The sequence below is a fragment of the Cellulomonas sp. S1-8 genome (genome assembly GCF_026184235.1).
Classification (GTDB): Bacteria; Actinomycetota; Actinomycetes; order Actinomycetales; family Cellulomonadaceae; genus Cellulomonas.
Window position 1 is genome coordinate 3,431,753 of the sequence record NZ_CP110806.1, and the last position, 16,444, is coordinate 3,448,196.

Below are 16,444 nucleotides of genomic sequence, written 5' to 3' on the forward strand. Positions count from 1 at the left end.
CCGCCCATGACCCTCAACCCCCCGCACCGCCTGCTCATGGGGCCGGGCCCCATCGACGCCGACCCGCGGGTGCTGCGCGCGATGTCCGCGCCGCTGGTCGGGCAGTTCGACCCGGTGATGACGGGGTACATGAACGCGACGCAGGACCTGTACCGCCAGGTGTTCCGGACGACGAACGACGCGACGCTGCTGGTCGACGGCACCGCGCGGGCTGCGATCGAGGCGGCGCTGGTGTCGCTCGTCGAACCGGGCGACCGGGTGCTCGTCCCGGTGTTCGGGCGGTTCGGGCACCTGCTGGTGGAGATCGCGCGCCGCGCCGGCGCGCACGTCGAGACGGTCGAGGCCGCGTGGGGCGAGGTCGTCGACCCCGAGCGCGTGGTCGACGCCGTGGCCACCTGGCGTCCCCGGCTCGTGGCGGTCGTCCACGGCGACACGTCGACGACGATGCGGCAGCCGCTCGCGGAGATCGGCGCCGCCTGCGCCGAGCACGACGCGCTGCTGTACGTCGACGCGACCGCCTCCCTCGGCGGCAACGACCTGCGCACCGACGACTGGCACCTCGACGTCGTCACCGCGGGGCTGCAGAAGTGCCTCGGCGGCCCGTCCGGCAGCGCCCCGACGACGCTCTCGGAGCGCGCCGCCGACGCGGTCCGGGCGCGCACCCACGTCGAGCAGGGCCTGCGCACCGACGACGACGAGCCGCGCGGCGCCGTCATCCGCTCCAACTACCTCGACCTCGCACAGCTCCTCGAGTACTGGGGCCCGCGGCGCCTCAACCACCACACCGAGGCCACGTCGATGCTGTACGCGGCGTACGAGTGCGCGCGCATCGTGCTGGAGGACGGGCTGGACGCGACCGTCGAGCGGCACCGCGTCGCGGGGGCCGCGATGCTCGCCGGCGTGCAGGGGCTGGGGCTGGACGTGTTCGGCGACGTCGCGCACAAGATGCACAACGTCGTGGCGGTGCACGTGCCCGAGGGCGTCGTCGCGGACGCCGTGCGCGCGGCGATGCTGGAGGACTTCGCGATCGAGGTCGGCACGTCGTTCGGCCCGCTGCACGGCCGGGTGTGGCGCATCGGGACGATGGGCGTCAACGCCCGCAAGGACGCGGTCCTCACGACGCTCGCGGCGCTCGAGCACGTGATCCGTGCGCAGGGCGCGGCGGTGCCGGCGGGCGGCGGCGTCACGGCCGCGCAGGAGGTGTACGCCGCATGACGACCGCGGCGCAGGTGCTGGCCCGCTGCGACGCCCTCGCCGCGTGCAGCGACCACCCCGAGCACCTCGACCGCGCGCACCTGACGCCCGCGCTCGCCGCCGCGCACGGGCTGGTGGAGGCCTGGATGACGGCCGCCGGGCTGCGCACGTGGCGCGACCAGGCGGGCAACCTGTGCGGCCGCGTCGAGGGACGCGAGCCGGGGCTGCCCGCGCTGCTGCTGGGCTCGCACCTCGACACCGTGCCCGACGCGGGCCGGTACGACGGCATGCTCGGCGTCCTGCTGGCCGTCGCGGTGGCCGACCGCCTGCGCGACGAGGTCGCGTCGTGGCCGTGCGCGCTCGAGGTCGTCGGCTTCACCGACGAGGAGGGCGCACGCTTCGGCACCGCCCTCCTGGGCTCGCGCGCGCTGGCCGGCACCTGGGACGACGCCTGGTGGGACCTGCGCGACGCGGACGGCGTCACGCTCGCGGAGGCGGCCCGCGACTTCGGCCTGGACCCGGCGCTGATCGGCACGGCCGCGCGGCGACCCGCGGACCTCGTCGCCTACCTCGAGGCGCACATCGAGCAGGGCCCGCTGCTCCAGGACGCGGACCGCTCGCTGGGGGTCGTCACGACGATCGCGGGCGCCCGGCGGCTGCGCGTCGAGGTGGTCGGGGAGGCGCGGCACGCGGGCGGCACGCCGTACCCGCGGCGGCGCGACGCACTGGTGGGCGCCGCGGAGGCGATCGTCCTGATCGAGCGCACGGTGCGGGAGTCGGGGGCGATCGCGACGGTCGGGCAGATCGACGTCGCGCCGGGCGCGGTCAACGTCATCCCGGGACGCGCGGTGTTCTCGGTGGACCTGCGGGCCGCGTCCGACGCCGAGCGCGACGCGATGCGCGACACGCTGCTGGCCGGGATCGAGGCCGGCTGCGCGGCGCGCGGCCTGGGGGTCCGCGTCACCGACCTGTACGCGGCGCCGGCGACGCCGTGCGCGGGCTGGTTGCGCGACGCGCTGCGCGACGGCGTGGTCGCCACCGGCGACGCCGACCCGGTGGACGTGTGGAGCCGCGCGGGCCACGACGGCATGGCGGTCTCGCAGGTCACGGACGTCGGCATGCTGTTCCTGCGCTGCCACGACGGCATCAGCCACCATCCCGACGAGGCGGTCCGCGAGGTCGACGTCGCGGCGGGGCTCGACGCGTTCACGACGGCCGTGCGGGCCGTCGCGGCACGGGCCGCGGTGCGGGCGTGACGACCGCCCTGTCGGCTCCCTCGTCGGCGCCCCCCGTGCCCGCGGGCGTCGACGGCCTGCGTCTCGACGAGCGCGTCGCGGCCCGCTACGCCGACCTGCCCCCGCAGGAGCGCAAGGGTGCGGACGTGCTGCTCGAGCACTTCGGCGACCTCGCCACGTACTCGGCGGCCGAGCTCGCGACCCTCGCCGGGGTGTCGAAGGCGACCATGAGCCGGCTGTTCCGCAGCCTCGGCTTCGACGACTTCACCCAGGTGCGCGACCACCTGCGGGCGCTGCGGGGCCACGGGCTGCCCATGACGCTCGGCAGCGCCACGGACCTCGACGCGCACGCCGAGGCCGAGGGCGCCGCCGTCCGCTGCGCCGTGGCGGCGCTCGCCGTGCACCTCGACGCGGTCGCGGACCTGCTCGCGCACGCGCCGCGGGTCGTCGTCGTGGGCCTGCGCACCAGCTACCCGGTGGCGCTGCACCTGCGCCAGCAGCTCACGCAGGTGCGTCCGCAGGTCGCGCTCCTGCCGCAGCCCGGGCAGTCCTGGTCGGAGGACGTGGTCGACCTGTCCCCGCAGGACGCCGTCGTGCTCGTCGCGTTCCGCCGCCGCCCGCCGGGCGTCCGCGCGCTGGCCGAGCGCCTGCGCGCGGCCGGCACCCCCGTGGTGCTGCTCGCCGACCCGACGGCGCGAGCCCTGGCGACGCACGTGACGTGGTGGGTGGAGTGCCCCGTGCAGACGCGCGGCGCGTTCGACTCCTACGCGGCGGCCTCGTCCGTCGTCGCGCTGCTCGCCGACGCCGTCCTGACGCGACGGGGCCGGACCGGTGAGCAGCGCGTCACCGCGATCGACTCGGCGTACCGCACGCTGGGCGAGGTCGAGGCGCGCTGATGGACCTCGCCGTGGAGTCCCTGCGCGCCGCCCGCACGCGCTCCGACCTGCACCTCGCCCCGGGTGAGCGGTACCTCGCGGGCGGGACCTGGTGGTTCTCCGAGCCGCAGCCGGGCGTCACCGGGCTGGTCGACCTCACGACGCTCGGGTGGGAGCCGGCGGAGCGGGCGGGCGACGGGCTGCGCATCGCCGCGACCTGCACGGTCGAGCAGCTCGGGGCGCACGCGCCCGACCCGGCGTGGACCGCGTGGCCGCTGGTCGGGGCGTGCGTCGACGCGCTGCTCATGTCGTTCAAGGTGCAGGCGCAGGCGACCGTCGGCGGCAACGTCGCGCTCGGGCTGCCCGCGGGCGCGATGACGAGCCTGCTGGCCGCGCTCGACGCGGTCGCCGTGGTGTGGACGCCGGACGGCGGCGAGCGGCGGGAGGCCGTCGCGGACCTCGTCGTCGGCCCGGGCGTCACGACGCTCGCGCCGGGCGAGGTGCTGCGCGCGTTCGACGTGCCGGCGCACGCCCTGCGGTCCAGGGCCGCCGTCCGCCAGATCTCGCTGACGGCCGTGGGACGGTCCGCGTCGCTCGTCGTCGCCCGGCAGGACGCGGACGGCACGGTGACGCTCACCGTGACCGCCGCGACGCCGCACCCCGTGCAGCACCGGTTCGCCGCCATGCCGACGTCCGTGCAGGTGGACGGGGTCCTGACGGGCCTGGAGTGGTACGACGACCTGCACGGCGCACCCGACTGGCGGCGGGCCGTGACGACGCTGCTCGCGCACGAGGTCCTGGCGGAGCTGGCCGCATGAGGGTCGACGGCGAGGACGTCACCGCGACGCCCGCACCGGGGCAGTGCCTGCGCACGTTCCTGCGCCAGGAGGGGCACGTCGCGGTGAAGAAGGGCTGCGACTCCGGGGACTGCGGCGCGTGCACGGTGCTCGTCGACGGGCAGCCCCGCCACTCGTGCCTCGTCCCGGCGGTGCGCGTCGTCGACGCGGACGTCACGACCGCCGCGGGCCTGGGCACCCCCGACGCGCTGAGCCCGGTGCAGGAGGCGTTCGTCGAGGCGCAGGGCTTCCAGTGCGGGTTCTGCACCGCCGGCATGGTGGTCACCGCGACCGCGCTGGCCGACGAGTCCGGGCACGTGCACCTCGACGAGGACGGGCTGGTCCGCCGGTTCAAGGGCAACCTGTGCCGCTGCACCGGGTACCGCTCGGTGCGCGACGCACTGGCCGGCAAGGCGAACGTGGTGCGTGACGGGGGCGTCGGCGACTCCGTGGCCGCACCCGCCGGGCGGCGTCTGGTCTGCGGGCGCGAGCCGTTCACGCTCGACGAGACGCCCGCGGGCGTGCTGCACCTGGCGGTCCTCGGCTCGCCGCACGTGCACGCGCGGATCCTCGCGATCGACACGACGCGGGCCCAGGCGCTCCCGGGCGTGCACCTGGTGCTGACGCACCGCGACTCCCCCGACGTGCTGTTCTCGACCGGCCGTCACCAGCACCGCACCGACGACCCCGACGACACGCGCGTGCTCGACGACGTCGTGCGGTTCCACGGGCAGCGCGTGGCGGCGGTCGTCGCGGACTCCGTGGCCCTGGCGCAGGCCGCGTGCGCGCTGATCGACGTGACCTACGAGCCGCTGCCGGCGGTGCTCGACCCCGAGGAGGCGCGCCGACCCGGCGCCCCGCTGGTGCACGGCGACAAGGACGCTGCGACGTCACGCATCGCCGACCCGTCCCACAACGTCGTCGCCGAGAGCCACGGCGAGGTCGGCGACGTGGCCGGTGCGCTCGCCGCGTCCCCGCACGTCGTGCGCGGTACGTGGCGCACGGCGCGCGTGTCGCACGCCGCCCTCGAGACGCACGCGGCCGTCGGGTGGCTCGACGACGACGGGCGGCTCGTGGTCCGGACGAGCTCGCAGGTCCCGTTCCTCGTGCGCGAGGAGCTGTGCCACGTCTTCGGGCTCGACCGCGAGCGCGTGCGGGTCGTCGTGGCGCGCGTCGGCGGCGGGTTCGGGGGCAAGCAGGAGCTGCTCACCGAGGACCTCGTGACCCTCGCGGTGCTGCGCACGGGACGACCCGTCCAGTACGAGATGACGCGCGAGGACGAGCTCACGCTCGCGCCCTGCCGGCACCCGATGCGCGTCCACGTCACGCTGGGCGCCGACGCCGACGGCCGGCTCACCGCGATGCACCTCGACGTCCTGACCGACACCGGCGCCTACGGCAACCACGCGCCGGGCGTGATGTTCCACGGCATCCACGAGTCCGTCGCGCAGTACCGGTGCGCGACCAAACGGGTCGACGCGCAGGCGGTCTACACCCACCAGCTGCCATCGGGGGCGTTCCGCGGGTACGGCCTGGGGCAGGTCCTGTTCGCGCTGGAGTCCGCGGTGGACGAGCTGGCGCGCGAGGTCGGGCTCGACCCGTTCGAGATGCGTCGGCGCAACGTCGTCCGCCCCGGGGACCCGTTCCTGGTCAACCACGCCGACACGACGACCGACCTCGGGTACGGGGTCGCCGAGCCGGCCGACGACACCCCGTCGTACGGGCTGCTGGAGTGCCTGGACCTGGTGGAGGACGCGCTGGTCACGACGCGCGCGGGCGACGCCGCGCTCGTGCCGACCGGGGACCGGTGGCGCGTCGGGGAGGGCATGGCCGTCGCCATGATCGCGACGATCCCGCCGCGCGGGCACCACTCGACCGCGGCGGTGACCGTCGGGGCGGACGGCCTCTACGAGGTGGCCGTGGGCACCGCGGAGTTCGGCAACGGCACGTCGACCGTGCACGTGCAGCTCGTCGCGACCGCGCTGGGCACCACTCCGGAGCGCGTGCGGCTGCGGCAGTCGGACACCGACGGGTCCGGGTACGACACGGGCGCGTACGGGTCGACGGGGTCGGTGGTCGCGGGGCGCGCGGTCGCCGCGGCCGCGGCGGCGCTGCGCGATGAGCTGGTCGCGGCGGCGCGGGCGGTGGTGGGGGGTGCGTCGAACGGTGCGATGGGCGGTCCGTCGGTCGGCGCGTCGGTCGACGCGACGGTCGGCGCGTCGGTGGGCGCGGAGACGGCCGGCGACGGCCCGCCCGTCGTCGTCGGACGCGACGGCGTGCGCGTCGGCGACCGGCTCGTGACGTTCGCCGAGCTCGGCCCCCGCACGGCCGAGGGCTCGCACCACGGCAGCCCCCGGTCGGTCGCGTTCAACGTGCACGGCTTCCGCGTCGCCGTCGACACCGCGACCGGCGCCGTCCGCATCCTGCAGTCGGTGCAGGCCGCCGACGCGGGCGTCGTCCTCAACCCCGAGCAGCTGCGCGGTCAGGTCGAGGGCGGCGTCGCGCAGGGCATCGGGTCTGCGCTGCAGGAGGAGACGGTGCTGGACGGCGGCGTCGTGGTGTCACGGGCGTTCCGCAGCTACCGCGTCCCGCAGATGGCCGACGTCCCGCCGACCTGCGTCCTGCTGGCCCGCACCCGCGACGGCCTGGGCCCCCACGGCGCGAAGTCCATGAGCGAGGCCCCGTACAACCCGGTGGCCCCGGCCCTCGCCAACGCGATCCGCGACGCGCTGGGCGTCCGCCCGCACGAGCTCCCGATGACGAAGGACCGCCTCTGGCGCCTCCTCCGCTGACCCACGCACGGAGAGTGGTCACACACGTGACCACTCTCCGCTGCCAGCCCTGCGGATGTGACCACTTCCGGGCCGAGCCGGCCGGCCGAGCCCACGGCCCGCAGCCGAAGGGCCGTTGTGGGCAGGGCGACTGGTTGTCGACCCACCCCTCGATGCACGTGCCGAGGTACTGATACCGCGAGTGATACCGTGCGCCCATGGCGATGACCCTGCGACTCGACTCAGCCGAGACAGAAGCCCTGAGGCGCCGCGCGGAGGTCGAGCACCGCTCGATGCAGGACGTGGCGCGACAGGCCGTGCGGGACTACATCGAGCGCACGTCGCGCGACGACCTCATCAACGCCGTCATGGACAGCGAGCTGCCTCGCTACGCCGAGGCGCTCGAGCGCCTCGGTCGATGATCTACCTCACCGCCGAGGAGCTGCTGGTCGTCGCACGACGCGTCGTAGGTGACCTGGCGGTGCGTGACCTCGGCCTCGTCGAGTCCGCCGCCGCACGGCCGAGGACTCGAATCGGCGCGACCGACACGTACCCCGACCTGCTCACCAAGGCCGCCGCGCTCCTGCACTCGCTGACCTGCCACCACGCTCTCCTGGACGGCAACAAGCGGCTCGCGCTTGCCGGGACGATCGTGTTCCTCGGAGTCAACGGCACCCGACTCACCGCCACGAACGACGAGGCCTACGAGCTCGTCATGGACGTCGCCGCAGGCCGCGTGAACGACGTCGAGAGCATCCGTGCCCGCCTCTCGGACCTCACCGAAGCCTGGTGAGGTCCGGGCACGACCAGGTCTGCCAACGCGATCAGTTGTCGATCCACCCGAACGGACCGGCTCAACGCAGCGAGGCCTGAACCTTGTCGAGCTGCACCAGCAGGTCCGGGATCACACCGTGCGCCGTGGAGACCAGAACGTCCGTGTCGGCCGACCAGTAGCCGTGCACGATCCGGTTGCGCAGCCCGGCGGCGCGACGCCAAGGAACCTCCGGGTGCTGCGCCCGCGTCTCCTGCGACACCTGGGTCGCCGCCTCCCCGAGGACGGTGAAGTTCCACAGCAGAGCCTCACGCACAGTGGCGTCCCGCTCGACGGCGGCCGCGTCGAGGCCCGAGGTGAGCGCAGCGATCCGCCCAGCAGCATCGATCATCTCGACGACGAACAGCAGGTCAGGCCGCATAGAGCGCCCGGGCCTCCGTCTCGATGCGCTCACGCAGCAGCGGGTGCACGGCTCTGCGTGAGACCAGGTCGACCGGACGTCCGAGGATCTCCGACATCTCATCGGCAGCATCGATGATCTCCCAGGTCACGTGCCGCCCGGGGAGAAGGTCGTAGAGCACGTCGATGTCGGAGTCTGTGCGCTCCTCGCCACGCGCCACTGACCCGAAGACCTCGAGCCTGGCGAACCCGTACCTCGCGCACAGCTCGACCAGCGCGCGGTACTGGCGCTCGTCGACATGGATCATGGCGACAGGCTAGCCGTCAGCCGGCCGCGGCGGGAGGTCCATGCACGCAACCCCACCGCGCCGGGCAACGCGACTCCTGTGGCGCCGGTCGCGCCGGCCGATGTCGCCCGTCGGGCGAGCAACTCACCACCCCAGCAGTGCCAGCGGCACCACCGCGACGCCGTCGGCTTCGGCCGGCGTGGCACCGGCCGCGACGACCTCGACCTCATCCGGTCCGGCCCTAGGCGCGGACCCCGGCAAGGAACGGCAGCACCACGGCGAGGGTCTGCTCGGGGTACTGGACGTGCGGGTAGTGCCCGGCGCCGTCGATCATCCTCAGCTGGCCCAGCCCGGCCGGCAGGTCGGCGAGGACCGCCTCACCCTCGGCGCGCGGCGAGCCCCAGTCGGGGTCGAGGCTGCCTTGCACGATCAGCGTCGGGCAGGTGACGTTGCCGAGCTGCGCGCCCGCGTCGGCCGGGGTGGACGTGCCCATCTTCTGCAGCATCTTCATGCGGCCCGGCTCCTGGAGCATCGTCGTGATCTGCTCCAGGCGGACTGCCCAGTCCGCGGGCTTCACGCCCGGGTAGGCGACGTCCAGGTACTTCTCCCACTGCCGGGTGCTGCCCAGCAGGCCCATGCCGAGCAGGTGCGTGGTTCCGCGCCGGTAGGCGGCCACGCGCAGGTCGGCCAGCGAGACCGTCTGCTTGCGGGTGAAGGGTGCGATCTCGACCAGCGCGGTGACCAGCTCCGGGGCCTGGGCCGCGGCGATCGTCACCGCTCCCCCGGCGATGGAGTGCCCGACGAGCGTCGCCGCCCCGCCGAGGTGCCGGACGAGCGCGATCAGGTCGCCGGCGAGGTCGGTGCGGGTGGCGGACGGCCAGCCGACGCTGGACTCGCCGTGGCCGCGCAGGTCGACCGCCGCGACCCGGTACCCGGCCGCCACCAGCGCGGGGGCGAGGAACCGGTAGGCCGCCCGACTGTCGCCCATGCCGTGGGCGAGCACCACCAGCGGGCCGTCACCGGTGACGTCGTAGGCGAGGGTCCCGCCGTCGATCTCGAGGAACTGGGTCATGACTGCCTCCGGAGGGATTCCACGATGCTCGGCTAACTTCCTTAGCCACAAGCTAGTGTCTATAGCCTCTCCCCACAACCCCCGAACCCACTCCCACCGCCGCTCCACGGCCTGGTCCGCATCAGCGCCGATCGCTGTCGCTAGGGTGGAGACGGCCCGCAGCACAGGAGGTGATCGCCATGAAGGTGGACCTCGTCAAGCAGATCGAGAGCTACCGTGCGCCCCGCGACCGGTTCGACGTGGTCGCCGTCCCGCCCCTGCAGTACCTCATGGTCGACGGGCACGGCGACCCCAACACGTCCGAGGCGTACAGCGACGCGCTGTCGTCCCTCTTCCCCCTCGCCTACGCGCTGAAGTTCCTCAGCAAGGGTGAGCTGGGCCGCGACTACGGGGTCCCCCCGCTCGAGGCGCTGTGGTGGGCGGACGACATGGACGCGTTCACGGGCGGCCGCGACGCGTCACGGTGGCACTGGACCCTGCTCAGCCTGGTCCCGGAGTGGGTCACGGCGGACCACGTCGAGACGGCCCGTGGGACGGTCGCGCGCAAGGGCGGCGCCCCCGCCCTCGACGCGATCCGCCTCGAGCCGTTCGACGAGGGCCTTGCCGTCCAGACCCTGCACGCCGGCCCGTACGACGCCGAGGGCCCGGTGCTCGACGCGATGCACCACGACTTCATCCCCACCGAGGGGCTGCGCATGACGGGCAAGCACCACGAGGTCTACCTCAACGACGCCCGGCGCACCGCCCCCGACAAGCTCCGCACGATCCTGCGCCAGCCGGTGACCCGTCTCGACGAGCCGGCCGCGGGCTGACCCTCCGCTGCGAGACCGCGCTGCGGTGGGGCGTGCGGCCCGACGGGCGACCTGAGCCGGGCCGGTTGCGGGTCAGCGCGGGTGGAGTGGCGTCGTCGTCGTCGACATGGGCCGGCCCGTCGTGCCGTGGCGTGCCATGACGACCTCCGCCAGGATCGACAGCGCGACCTCCTGCGGTGTCGAGCCGCCCAGGTCCAGCCCGATGGGCGAGCGCAGCCGCGCGAGGGCCTCGTCCCCCACCCCGGCGGCGCGCAGCGCGTCGACGCGGCGGGCGTGCGTGGCCCGCGACCCCATCGCGCCGACGTAGCGGGCGGGTGAGGCGAGCGCGGCGGTGAGCGTCGGGACGTCGACGCGCTGGTCGTGCGTGAGGACCGCGACCGCGTGCGCGGGGGTCGGGGGGTGCGCCGCGAGCCAGCGGTCCGGCCAGTCGCGGACCACCGCGTACGCGTCGGGGAAGCGTTCCTTGGTCGCGAACAGCGGGCGCTGGTCGAGGACCGTGACCGCGAACCCGCACCCGGCGGCCAGGCGCGTCAGGGCGACCGCGTGCTCCCCGGCTCCGACGACGAGCAGCGGGTGCGCGGCGGGTGTGCGCAGCGTGACGAGCGGGTCGTCGGTGCAGGCCCGCCCGTGCGCGTCGAGCAGCAGGCACGCGTCGAGCCCCTCGGTGGCGCGCCGCACCTGGTGCAGTGCTCCCGCGGGCAGCGCCGAGACGTCGTGCACGAGCACGGTGATCGTGCCGCCGCACGTGAGCCCCGGCTCCCCGAGGTCGTCGCCGACGCCGTACGACACGACATGGGCCGGACCCCCGTCGAGCACCACCCGGCACCGCTCGACGAGGTCCGACTCGACGCACCCGCCCGACACGCTGCCCGCGACGGTGCCGTCCGAGCCGACGACGAACGACGACCCGACCGTCCGCGGTGCGCTCCCCGCCACGCGCACCACGGTCGCCGCCACGACGCGCTGACCGGCGTCGAGGCGGCGGCAGATCTCCGCGGCCTGGTCGAGCATGCCCGTGACGCTACGAAATGATTGTTTCGAGAACCGGCGCGCGGGGGTAACGGTGCCGAAACAGCACGGCCGGACGATCGACGGGAGGACAACGAGAGGACCGGCCATGTCGATCGTCGTGGACCCCGTCGGCGGCGCCGCACCGCAGAGCGCCGCGCCCGCCGGCCTGCCGACCGACGCCGACGTCGACGCCCGCTGGCTGCGGCGCGCCGTCGAGCTCGCGACGGCGAACGTCGCCGAGGGCGGCGGGCCGTTCGGCGCCGTCGTCGTCGCGGACGGCGTCGAGGTCGCCGTCGGCCAGAACCGCGTGACGCGTGACCTGGACCCGACCGCGCACGCCGAGGTGCAGGCGATCCGCGCCGCGTGCCGCGCGGCGGGCACGTTCGCGCTCGACGGCATGACGCTCTACACGTCGTGCGAGCCGTGCCCGCTGTGCCTCGCGGCGTGCCTGTGGGCACGCCTGGACCGCGTCGTGTTCAGCGCCGACCGGCACGACGCGACCCGCGGCGGGTTCGACGACTCCGCGTTCTACGAGCTGTTCGCGCGCGACCACGCGACGTGGGAGCGCACGCGCGTCGCCATGCTGCGCCTGCCGGAGTCCACCGCGCCGTTCGACGCGTGGCTCACGCACACGGCCCGCACCGACTACTGAGGGCGGCGATGGGCGTCGCGCGCGCCTCCTGGACGCATGACCGAGACCGAACCGTGACCCCTCCCGGCGGACGTTTAACGCCCGGGACACAGAGCGCGCCACGCCCCGACACGCCCCGTCCGTAGCGTCACCGCGCGCAACACCTGTTTCACGCACCGCGCGACCCGCTCGCGCCCGTCCCCCAGATGGAGTGCCGATGTCCCTCCCCCAGCACCCCCGCAGCACCCGTCGCACCCGCCTCGCGGGTCTGGCGGCCGCGGGCGTCCTCGCGCTCGTCCTGGGTGCCTGCTCCTCCGGCGCGGACGCCGAGCCGGACGACGACGCGACCGCCGGCGGGTCCGCGGGCGAGACCGCGGACCTCGGTGCGCTGACCGTCCAGCTCTCGTGGATCAAGAACGCCGAGTTCGCGGGCGAGTTCTTCGCGGACAGCAAGGGCTACTACGCCGACGCCGGCTTCAGCTCGGTGACGCTCAACGCCGGCCCGGGCGCCACCGAGTCGATCGTGCTGTCCGGCGGCGCCGACTTCGGCCTGTCGAACGCAGTCTCCGTCGGCCAGGTCGTCGCGGAGGAGGACGCACCGCTGAAGATCGTCGGCACGACGTTCCAGAAGAACCCCTTCACGATCCTCTCCCTCGCCGACGGCGGCGACATCGCGACTCCCGAGGACCTCAAGGGCAAGCGGATCGGTGTGCAGGCCGGGCCCAACGAGGCGCTGTTCGACGCCCTGCTCGCGGTCAACGAGATCGACCCGTCGGAGGTCACGAAGGTCCCCGTCGAGTACGACCCGTCGCCGCTGATCAACGGCGAGGTCGACGGCTTCCTCGCCTACGTCACGAACGAGTCGATCACGGTCGAGGCGGAGGGCCACCCGGTCACCAACCTGCTGTTCGCGGACAACGGCCTGCCGTTCGTCGCCGAGTCCGTCGTCACGACCGACGAGATGATCGCGAACGAGCCGGAGAAGGTGAAGGCGTTCCTCCAGGCGGAGATCCTGGGCTGGAAGGACGCGGTCGCCGACCCCGAGGAGGGTGCGCGCCTGGCCGTCGAGGAGTACGGCGCCGACCTGGAGCTCGAGCTGGACAAGGAGATCCAGCAGGCCACGATCCAGGCCGAGACGCTGATCGTCACCGAGGAGACGCTGGCCAACGGCCTGTTCACCATCTCCGACGACCTCATCGAGCAGAACATGGCGACGCTGGCCGCAGCGGGCATCGACATCGAGGCCGACGACCTCTTCGACCTGTCCCTGCTGACCGAGCTGCTCGAGGAGCAGCCCGAGCTGGCCGAGTGAGCCGCAACCCGTGACGCACGTGCAGCACGACGCCGGTGCCCGGCAGGCTCCCGCCTCTTCAGGAGCCTCGCTGGGCACCGGCGTGCGCCTCGACGGCCTCGGCAAGACGTTCACGACGGGCCGTCGCCACGTCACCGCCCTGCAGGACACGACCCTGTTCACCGACAAGGGCAGCTTCCTGTCGCTGCTCGGCCCGTCGGGGTGCGGCAAGTCGACGATCCTGCGCATCCTCGCGGGGCTCGAGCGGCCCACGACTGGCACGGCGCTCGTCGAGGGCCGCACCCCGGTCGAGCTGCGGGCCGAGCACGCGCTCGGCATCGCGTTCCAGGACTCCGCGCTGCTGCCGTGGCGCAGCGTCGTGGCGAACATCCGCCTGCCCTTCGAGGTCTCCGGCGCCACCCCCGACGACGCGCTCGTCGCCGACCTGGTCCGCCTGGTCGGCCTCGAGGGGTTCGAGAAGGCCAAGCCCGCGCAGCTCTCGGGCGGCATGCGCCAGCGCGTGTCGATCGCGCGCGCCCTGGTCGTCCAGCCGTCGGTGCTGCTGCTCGACGAGCCGTTCGGGGCGCTCGACGACATGACGCGCCAGCGCCTCAACCTCGAGCTGCTGCGCATCTGGACCGAGAAGCCCGCGACCACGCTGATGGTCACGCACGGCATCTCCGAGGCGATCTTCCTGTCCGACCAGGTCGCGGTCATGAGCCCGCGCCCCGGCCGGGTCAAGGAGGTCGTCACGGTCGACCTGCCGCGCCCGCGGACCCCGGAGATGATGCGCACCCCGGAGTTCCACGCGCTGCACGACCACGCCTCCGAGCTGCTGTTCGGCGGCGCGCTCGGGGACGACACCCCGGCGGCGGACGCGTGAGCACCACGACGACGGCGCCGACGACGCCCGACGCACCCCCGCGCACCGGCGGCCTGCGCGGGCTCGTCCGCCGCGGGGCGCCGGGCGCGCTCGGCGTCGTCGGCATCGTCGCCGTGTGGTGGCTCACGGCCGTCACCGTGCTCGCCGGCACGACGATGCCGACCCCGCTGGGCGTCGCCCGGGCGTTCCTCGACGACGGCCTCGCCTTCTACGTCGCGAACCTGTCGGTCACGCTCGAGGAGGCCGCGCGCGGCTTCCTCGTCGGCAACGGCCTGGCGCTGCTCGCGTCGCTGGTGCTGCTGGTGCCGGCGCTCGAGCGGCTCATCATGCAGGTCGCGGTCATCAGCTACTGCCTGCCGCTGGTGGCGATCACGCCGATCCTCTACATCGTCATCGGCCCGCCGCCGTCGGGCGAGCCGTCCGGCACGGCCGTCGTCCTCGCGGCGCTGTCGGTGTTCTTCACGACCGTCGTCGGCGCCGTCCTCGGCTTCCGGTCCGCGGACCCCGCGAGCCTCGACGTGGTCACCGTGTTCGGCGGCGGCCGCTGGCAGCAGCTCGTGCGGGTCCGGCTCGTCGCGGCGCTGCCCGGCATCATCGGCGCCCTGCAGATCGCCGCACCCGCGGCCCTGCTCGGCGCGATCCTCGGCGAGTACATCGGGGGCGTCGACCGCGGCGTGGGGCCCGCGCTGGTCAACGCCGGCCAGTCGCTGAACGCCGAGCGCGCGTGGGGCATCGCGCTGGTGTGCGCGCTGCTGGCGGGCGCCGGGTACGCGCTGTTCGCGGCGCTCGCGCGGCTCGTGACGCCGTGGGCGTCGGGCGGCGCGTCGTCCGACGGCGGTGCGTCGTGAGCGCGCCCGGCACCCCGCTCGTCGCGCCGTCCGCCGCGGTCGCCCCACCCCCGTCCGACGACGCACCGCGGGCACGCACGCACGTCGCGTGGCGGCGCGTCGGGCGGGTGCTGCTCGACGCGGTCACGACGACCGTCGTCGTCCTGGTCGCGTGGACCGTGCTGCTCGCCGCGTTCGACGTCTCCCCGTACGTCGGCAAGGGCCCGGCGCAGGTGTGGGAGTACCTCGTGACCGACGACGACGCGGGCGAGAACCGCACCGAGGTGCTCGCGCTGCTCGGCCAGACGCTCACGGACGCGTCCATCGGCTTCGTCGCGGGCATGGCGGCCGCGCTGGTCCTGGCCGCTGCGATCGTGCTGTCGCGGACCGCAGAGGGCGCGATCATGCCGGTCGCGATGCTGTTCCGCTCGGTCCCGCTGATCGCGCTCGCGCCGATCGTCATCCTGCTGGTCGGCCGGGGCGTGGCGTCGGTCGCCGTGATGAGCGGGATCGTCGTGCTGTTCCCGGCGCTCGTGACGATCGTGCTCGGGCTGCGCTCGGCGTCCGCGCCGATGCGCGACCTCGTCACCGTGCTCGGCGGCGGGCCGCGGACCGTGCTGCGCCTGGTCCAGCTCCCCGCGGCGCTGCCGTCGGTGTTCGCGGCCGTGCGCATCTCGGTGCCCGGGGCGATCACGGGCGCGCTCATCGCCGAGTGGCTCGCGACGGGCGGCGGCATCGGGTACGGGGTCGTGTCGGCCGTCGGCCGCGCGCAGAACACCAAGGTGTGGGCGCTCGTCGTGGTCGTCACGCTCGCGTCGCTCGTGCTGTACACGCTCGCGCAGCTCGTCGAGCAGTGGGTCCTCGCGCGGTTCGGCCCGGCGGCGGGGCGTGCCTGAGGACCTGCTGGGGCTCGTCCTGGCCGCCGGCGCCGGGACGCGCATGGGCCGGCCCAAGGCCCTGTGCACGACGCCCGACGGCGTGCCGTGGTTGCACCGCGCGCACGACGCGCTGCTCGGCGGTGGCTGCGCCCGGGTGCGCGTCGTGCTCGGGGCCGCCGCGGACGAGGCGCGCGCGCTGGTGCCGGACGGTGCCGAGGTCGTCGTCGCCGACGACTGGGGGCTCGGCATGGGGGCGTCGCTGGCGGCAGGGCTGGCCGACCTCGCGGGGCCGGCGCCCCTGGTCGCCGTCGTCGTCACGCTCGTCGACCTGCCGGACCTCGACGCCCGGGCGGTGTCCCGCGTGACGGCGCGGCCCGTCGGCCCCGGCGACCTGCGGCGGGCGACCTTCGGCGGGGTCCCCGGGCACCCCGTCCTGATCGGCCGCGACCACTGGGCACCGCTGCGGGCCCGGCTGCACGGCGACGCGGGGGCACGCGGCTACCTGCGCGACCACCCCCCGCTCGCGCTCGACTGCACCGAGCTGCCGGGCGGGCTCGACCGCGACACACCTGGCTGACGCCCCCCGGCTGACCACACCGGGCCGACGACGTCGCGCTGGCGACACACCGGATCGACGAGCGACCGCGCGCGTGTCGGACCGCGCCGCTAC

At 74.6% G+C, this 16,444-nt stretch carries 18 protein-coding genes; 14 read left to right on the forward strand and 4 right to left on the reverse strand.

All coding sequences use genetic code 11. The features are described from left to right. Positions 1-6: 6 nt before the first annotated feature. The 7 genes from OKX07_RS15510 (at position 7) to OKX07_RS15540 (ending at position 7,704) form a co-directional block, all read left to right on the forward strand. Entirely contained in the window at positions 7-1,215 is a 1,209-nt protein-coding gene (locus tag OKX07_RS15510) for a pyridoxal-phosphate-dependent aminotransferase family protein (protein ID WP_265628890.1), read from the forward strand. Beyond that, positions 1,212-2,450, forward strand: a complete 1,239-nt coding sequence (locus OKX07_RS15515; RefSeq protein ID WP_265628891.1) for an allantoate amidohydrolase — start codon at positions 1,212-1,214, stop codon at positions 2,448-2,450. Before OKX07_RS15510 ends, OKX07_RS15515 begins: the two co-directional genes overlap by 4 nt. Then, entirely contained in the window at positions 2,447-3,325 is an 879-nt protein-coding gene (locus OKX07_RS15520; protein WP_265628892.1) for a MurR/RpiR family transcriptional regulator, read from the forward strand. The genes OKX07_RS15515 and OKX07_RS15520 overlap by 4 nt, the downstream gene beginning before the upstream one ends. Beyond that, positions 3,325-4,122: an FAD binding domain-containing protein gene (locus tag OKX07_RS15525; RefSeq protein ID WP_265628893.1), complete on the forward strand. Its 798-nt coding sequence runs from the start codon at positions 3,325-3,327 to the stop codon at positions 4,120-4,122. Before OKX07_RS15520 ends, OKX07_RS15525 begins: the two co-directional genes overlap by 1 nt. Beyond that, positions 4,119-6,932 carry a molybdopterin-dependent oxidoreductase gene (locus OKX07_RS15530; RefSeq protein WP_265628894.1) on the forward strand — a complete coding sequence of 938 codons (2,814 nt, stop codon included), beginning with the start codon at positions 4,119-4,121 and terminating at the stop codon, positions 6,930-6,932. Before OKX07_RS15525 ends, OKX07_RS15530 begins: the two co-directional genes overlap by 4 nt. A gap of 197 nt (positions 6,933-7,129) precedes the next feature. Beyond that, entirely contained in the window at positions 7,130-7,333 is a 204-nt protein-coding gene (locus OKX07_RS15535) for a ribbon-helix-helix protein, CopG family (protein ID WP_265628895.1), read from the forward strand. Then, a complete protein-coding gene (locus OKX07_RS15540) occupies positions 7,330-7,704 on the forward strand; it encodes a type II toxin-antitoxin system death-on-curing family toxin (RefSeq protein ID WP_265628896.1) in 375 nt (124 codons plus the stop codon). The genes OKX07_RS15535 and OKX07_RS15540 overlap by 4 nt, the downstream gene beginning before the upstream one ends. A 61-nt stretch (positions 7,705-7,765) precedes the next feature. Here OKX07_RS15540 and OKX07_RS15545 read toward each other — a convergent pair whose 3' ends face one another. The 3 genes from OKX07_RS15545 to OKX07_RS15555 all read right to left on the reverse strand — a co-directional run bounded on the left by OKX07_RS15545 (position 7,766) and on the right by OKX07_RS15555 (position 9,441). After that, complete coding sequence (locus tag OKX07_RS15545) at positions 7,766-8,104, reverse strand: DUF86 domain-containing protein (protein ID WP_265628897.1); 339 nt, start codon at positions 8,102-8,104, stop codon at positions 7,766-7,768. After that, on the reverse strand, positions 8,094-8,390 hold the full coding sequence (locus OKX07_RS15550) for a nucleotidyltransferase family protein (protein WP_265628898.1): 297 nt from the start codon (positions 8,388-8,390) through the stop codon (positions 8,094-8,096). The genes OKX07_RS15545 and OKX07_RS15550 overlap by 11 nt, the downstream gene beginning before the upstream one ends. 220 nt (positions 8,391-8,610) lie before the next feature. After that, on the reverse strand, positions 8,611-9,441 hold the full coding sequence (locus OKX07_RS15555; protein ID WP_265628899.1) for an alpha/beta fold hydrolase: 831 nt from the start codon (positions 9,439-9,441) through the stop codon (positions 8,611-8,613). A 179-nt stretch (positions 9,442-9,620) separates the two neighbouring features. Between OKX07_RS15555 and OKX07_RS15560 the strand changes: the two genes are divergently transcribed. Next, entirely contained in the window at positions 9,621-10,253 is a 633-nt protein-coding gene (locus tag OKX07_RS15560; RefSeq protein WP_265628900.1) for a GyrI-like domain-containing protein, read from the forward strand. Positions 10,254-10,325: 72 nt separating this feature from the next. Here OKX07_RS15560 and OKX07_RS15565 read toward each other — a convergent pair whose 3' ends face one another. Then, entirely contained in the window at positions 10,326-11,264 is a 939-nt protein-coding gene (locus OKX07_RS15565; RefSeq protein ID WP_265628901.1) for an XdhC family protein, read from the reverse strand. A 106-nt stretch (positions 11,265-11,370) separates the two neighbouring features. Between OKX07_RS15565 and OKX07_RS15570 the strand changes: the two genes are divergently transcribed. The 6 genes from OKX07_RS15570 to OKX07_RS15595 all read left to right on the forward strand — a co-directional run bounded on the left by OKX07_RS15570 (position 11,371) and on the right by OKX07_RS15595 (position 16,351). After that, on the forward strand, positions 11,371-11,916 hold the full coding sequence (locus tag OKX07_RS15570) for a nucleoside deaminase (RefSeq protein WP_265628902.1): 546 nt from the start codon (positions 11,371-11,373) through the stop codon (positions 11,914-11,916). 196 nt (positions 11,917-12,112) lie between these two features. Further along, a complete protein-coding gene (locus OKX07_RS15575) occupies positions 12,113-13,207 on the forward strand; it encodes an ABC transporter substrate-binding protein (protein WP_265628903.1) in 1,095 nt (364 codons plus the stop codon). 10 nt (positions 13,208-13,217) lie between these two features. Continuing rightward, entirely contained in the window at positions 13,218-14,069 is an 852-nt protein-coding gene (locus tag OKX07_RS15580; RefSeq protein ID WP_265628904.1) for an ABC transporter ATP-binding protein, read from the forward strand. Then, positions 14,066-14,917, forward strand: a complete 852-nt coding sequence (locus tag OKX07_RS15585; protein ID WP_265628905.1) for an ABC transporter permease — start codon at positions 14,066-14,068, stop codon at positions 14,915-14,917. The genes OKX07_RS15580 and OKX07_RS15585 overlap by 4 nt, the downstream gene beginning before the upstream one ends. Beyond that, complete coding sequence (locus OKX07_RS15590) at positions 14,914-15,792, forward strand: ABC transporter permease (RefSeq protein WP_265628906.1); 879 nt, start codon at positions 14,914-14,916, stop codon at positions 15,790-15,792. Before OKX07_RS15585 ends, OKX07_RS15590 begins: the two co-directional genes overlap by 4 nt. Beyond that, positions 15,785-16,351 (forward strand): nucleotidyltransferase family protein, encoded by a 567-nt coding sequence (locus tag OKX07_RS15595; protein WP_265628907.1) that lies wholly within the window; start codon positions 15,785-15,787, stop codon positions 16,349-16,351. Before OKX07_RS15590 ends, OKX07_RS15595 begins: the two co-directional genes overlap by 8 nt. Positions 16,352-16,444 lie beyond the last annotated feature (93 nt).

Excerpts from the sequence above, each read along its gene's own strand:
- OKX07_RS15575 (WP_265628903.1), top strand. The coding sequence starts at position 12,113 with ATGTCCCTCCCCCAGCACCCCCGCAGCACCCGTCGCACCCGCCTCGCG.
- OKX07_RS15550 (WP_265628898.1), bottom strand. The coding sequence starts at position 8,390 with ATGATCCATGTCGACGAGCGCCAGTACCGCGCGCTGGTCGAGCTGTGC.
- OKX07_RS15560 (WP_265628900.1), top strand. The coding sequence starts at position 9,621 with ATGAAGGTGGACCTCGTCAAGCAGATCGAGAGCTACCGTGCGCCCCGC.
- OKX07_RS15515 (WP_265628891.1), top strand. The coding sequence starts at position 1,212 with ATGACGACCGCGGCGCAGGTGCTGGCCCGCTGCGACGCCCTCGCCGCG.
- OKX07_RS15545 (WP_265628897.1), bottom strand. The coding sequence starts at position 8,104 with ATGCGGCCTGACCTGCTGTTCGTCGTCGAGATGATCGATGCTGCTGGG.
- OKX07_RS15535 (WP_265628895.1), top strand. The coding sequence starts at position 7,130 with ATGGCGATGACCCTGCGACTCGACTCAGCCGAGACAGAAGCCCTGAGG.
- OKX07_RS15525 (WP_265628893.1), top strand. The coding sequence starts at position 3,325 with ATGGACCTCGCCGTGGAGTCCCTGCGCGCCGCCCGCACGCGCTCCGAC.
- OKX07_RS15570 (WP_265628902.1), top strand. The coding sequence starts at position 11,371 with ATGTCGATCGTCGTGGACCCCGTCGGCGGCGCCGCACCGCAGAGCGCC.
- OKX07_RS15530 (WP_265628894.1), top strand. The coding sequence starts at position 4,119 with ATGAGGGTCGACGGCGAGGACGTCACCGCGACGCCCGCACCGGGGCAG.
- OKX07_RS15565 (WP_265628901.1), bottom strand. The coding sequence starts at position 11,264 with ATGCTCGACCAGGCCGCGGAGATCTGCCGCCGCCTCGACGCCGGTCAG.
- OKX07_RS15555 (WP_265628899.1), bottom strand. The coding sequence starts at position 9,441 with ATGACCCAGTTCCTCGAGATCGACGGCGGGACCCTCGCCTACGACGTC.
- OKX07_RS15510 (WP_265628890.1), top strand. The coding sequence starts at position 7 with ATGACCCTCAACCCCCCGCACCGCCTGCTCATGGGGCCGGGCCCCATC.
- OKX07_RS15540 (WP_265628896.1), top strand. The coding sequence starts at position 7,330 with ATGATCTACCTCACCGCCGAGGAGCTGCTGGTCGTCGCACGACGCGTC.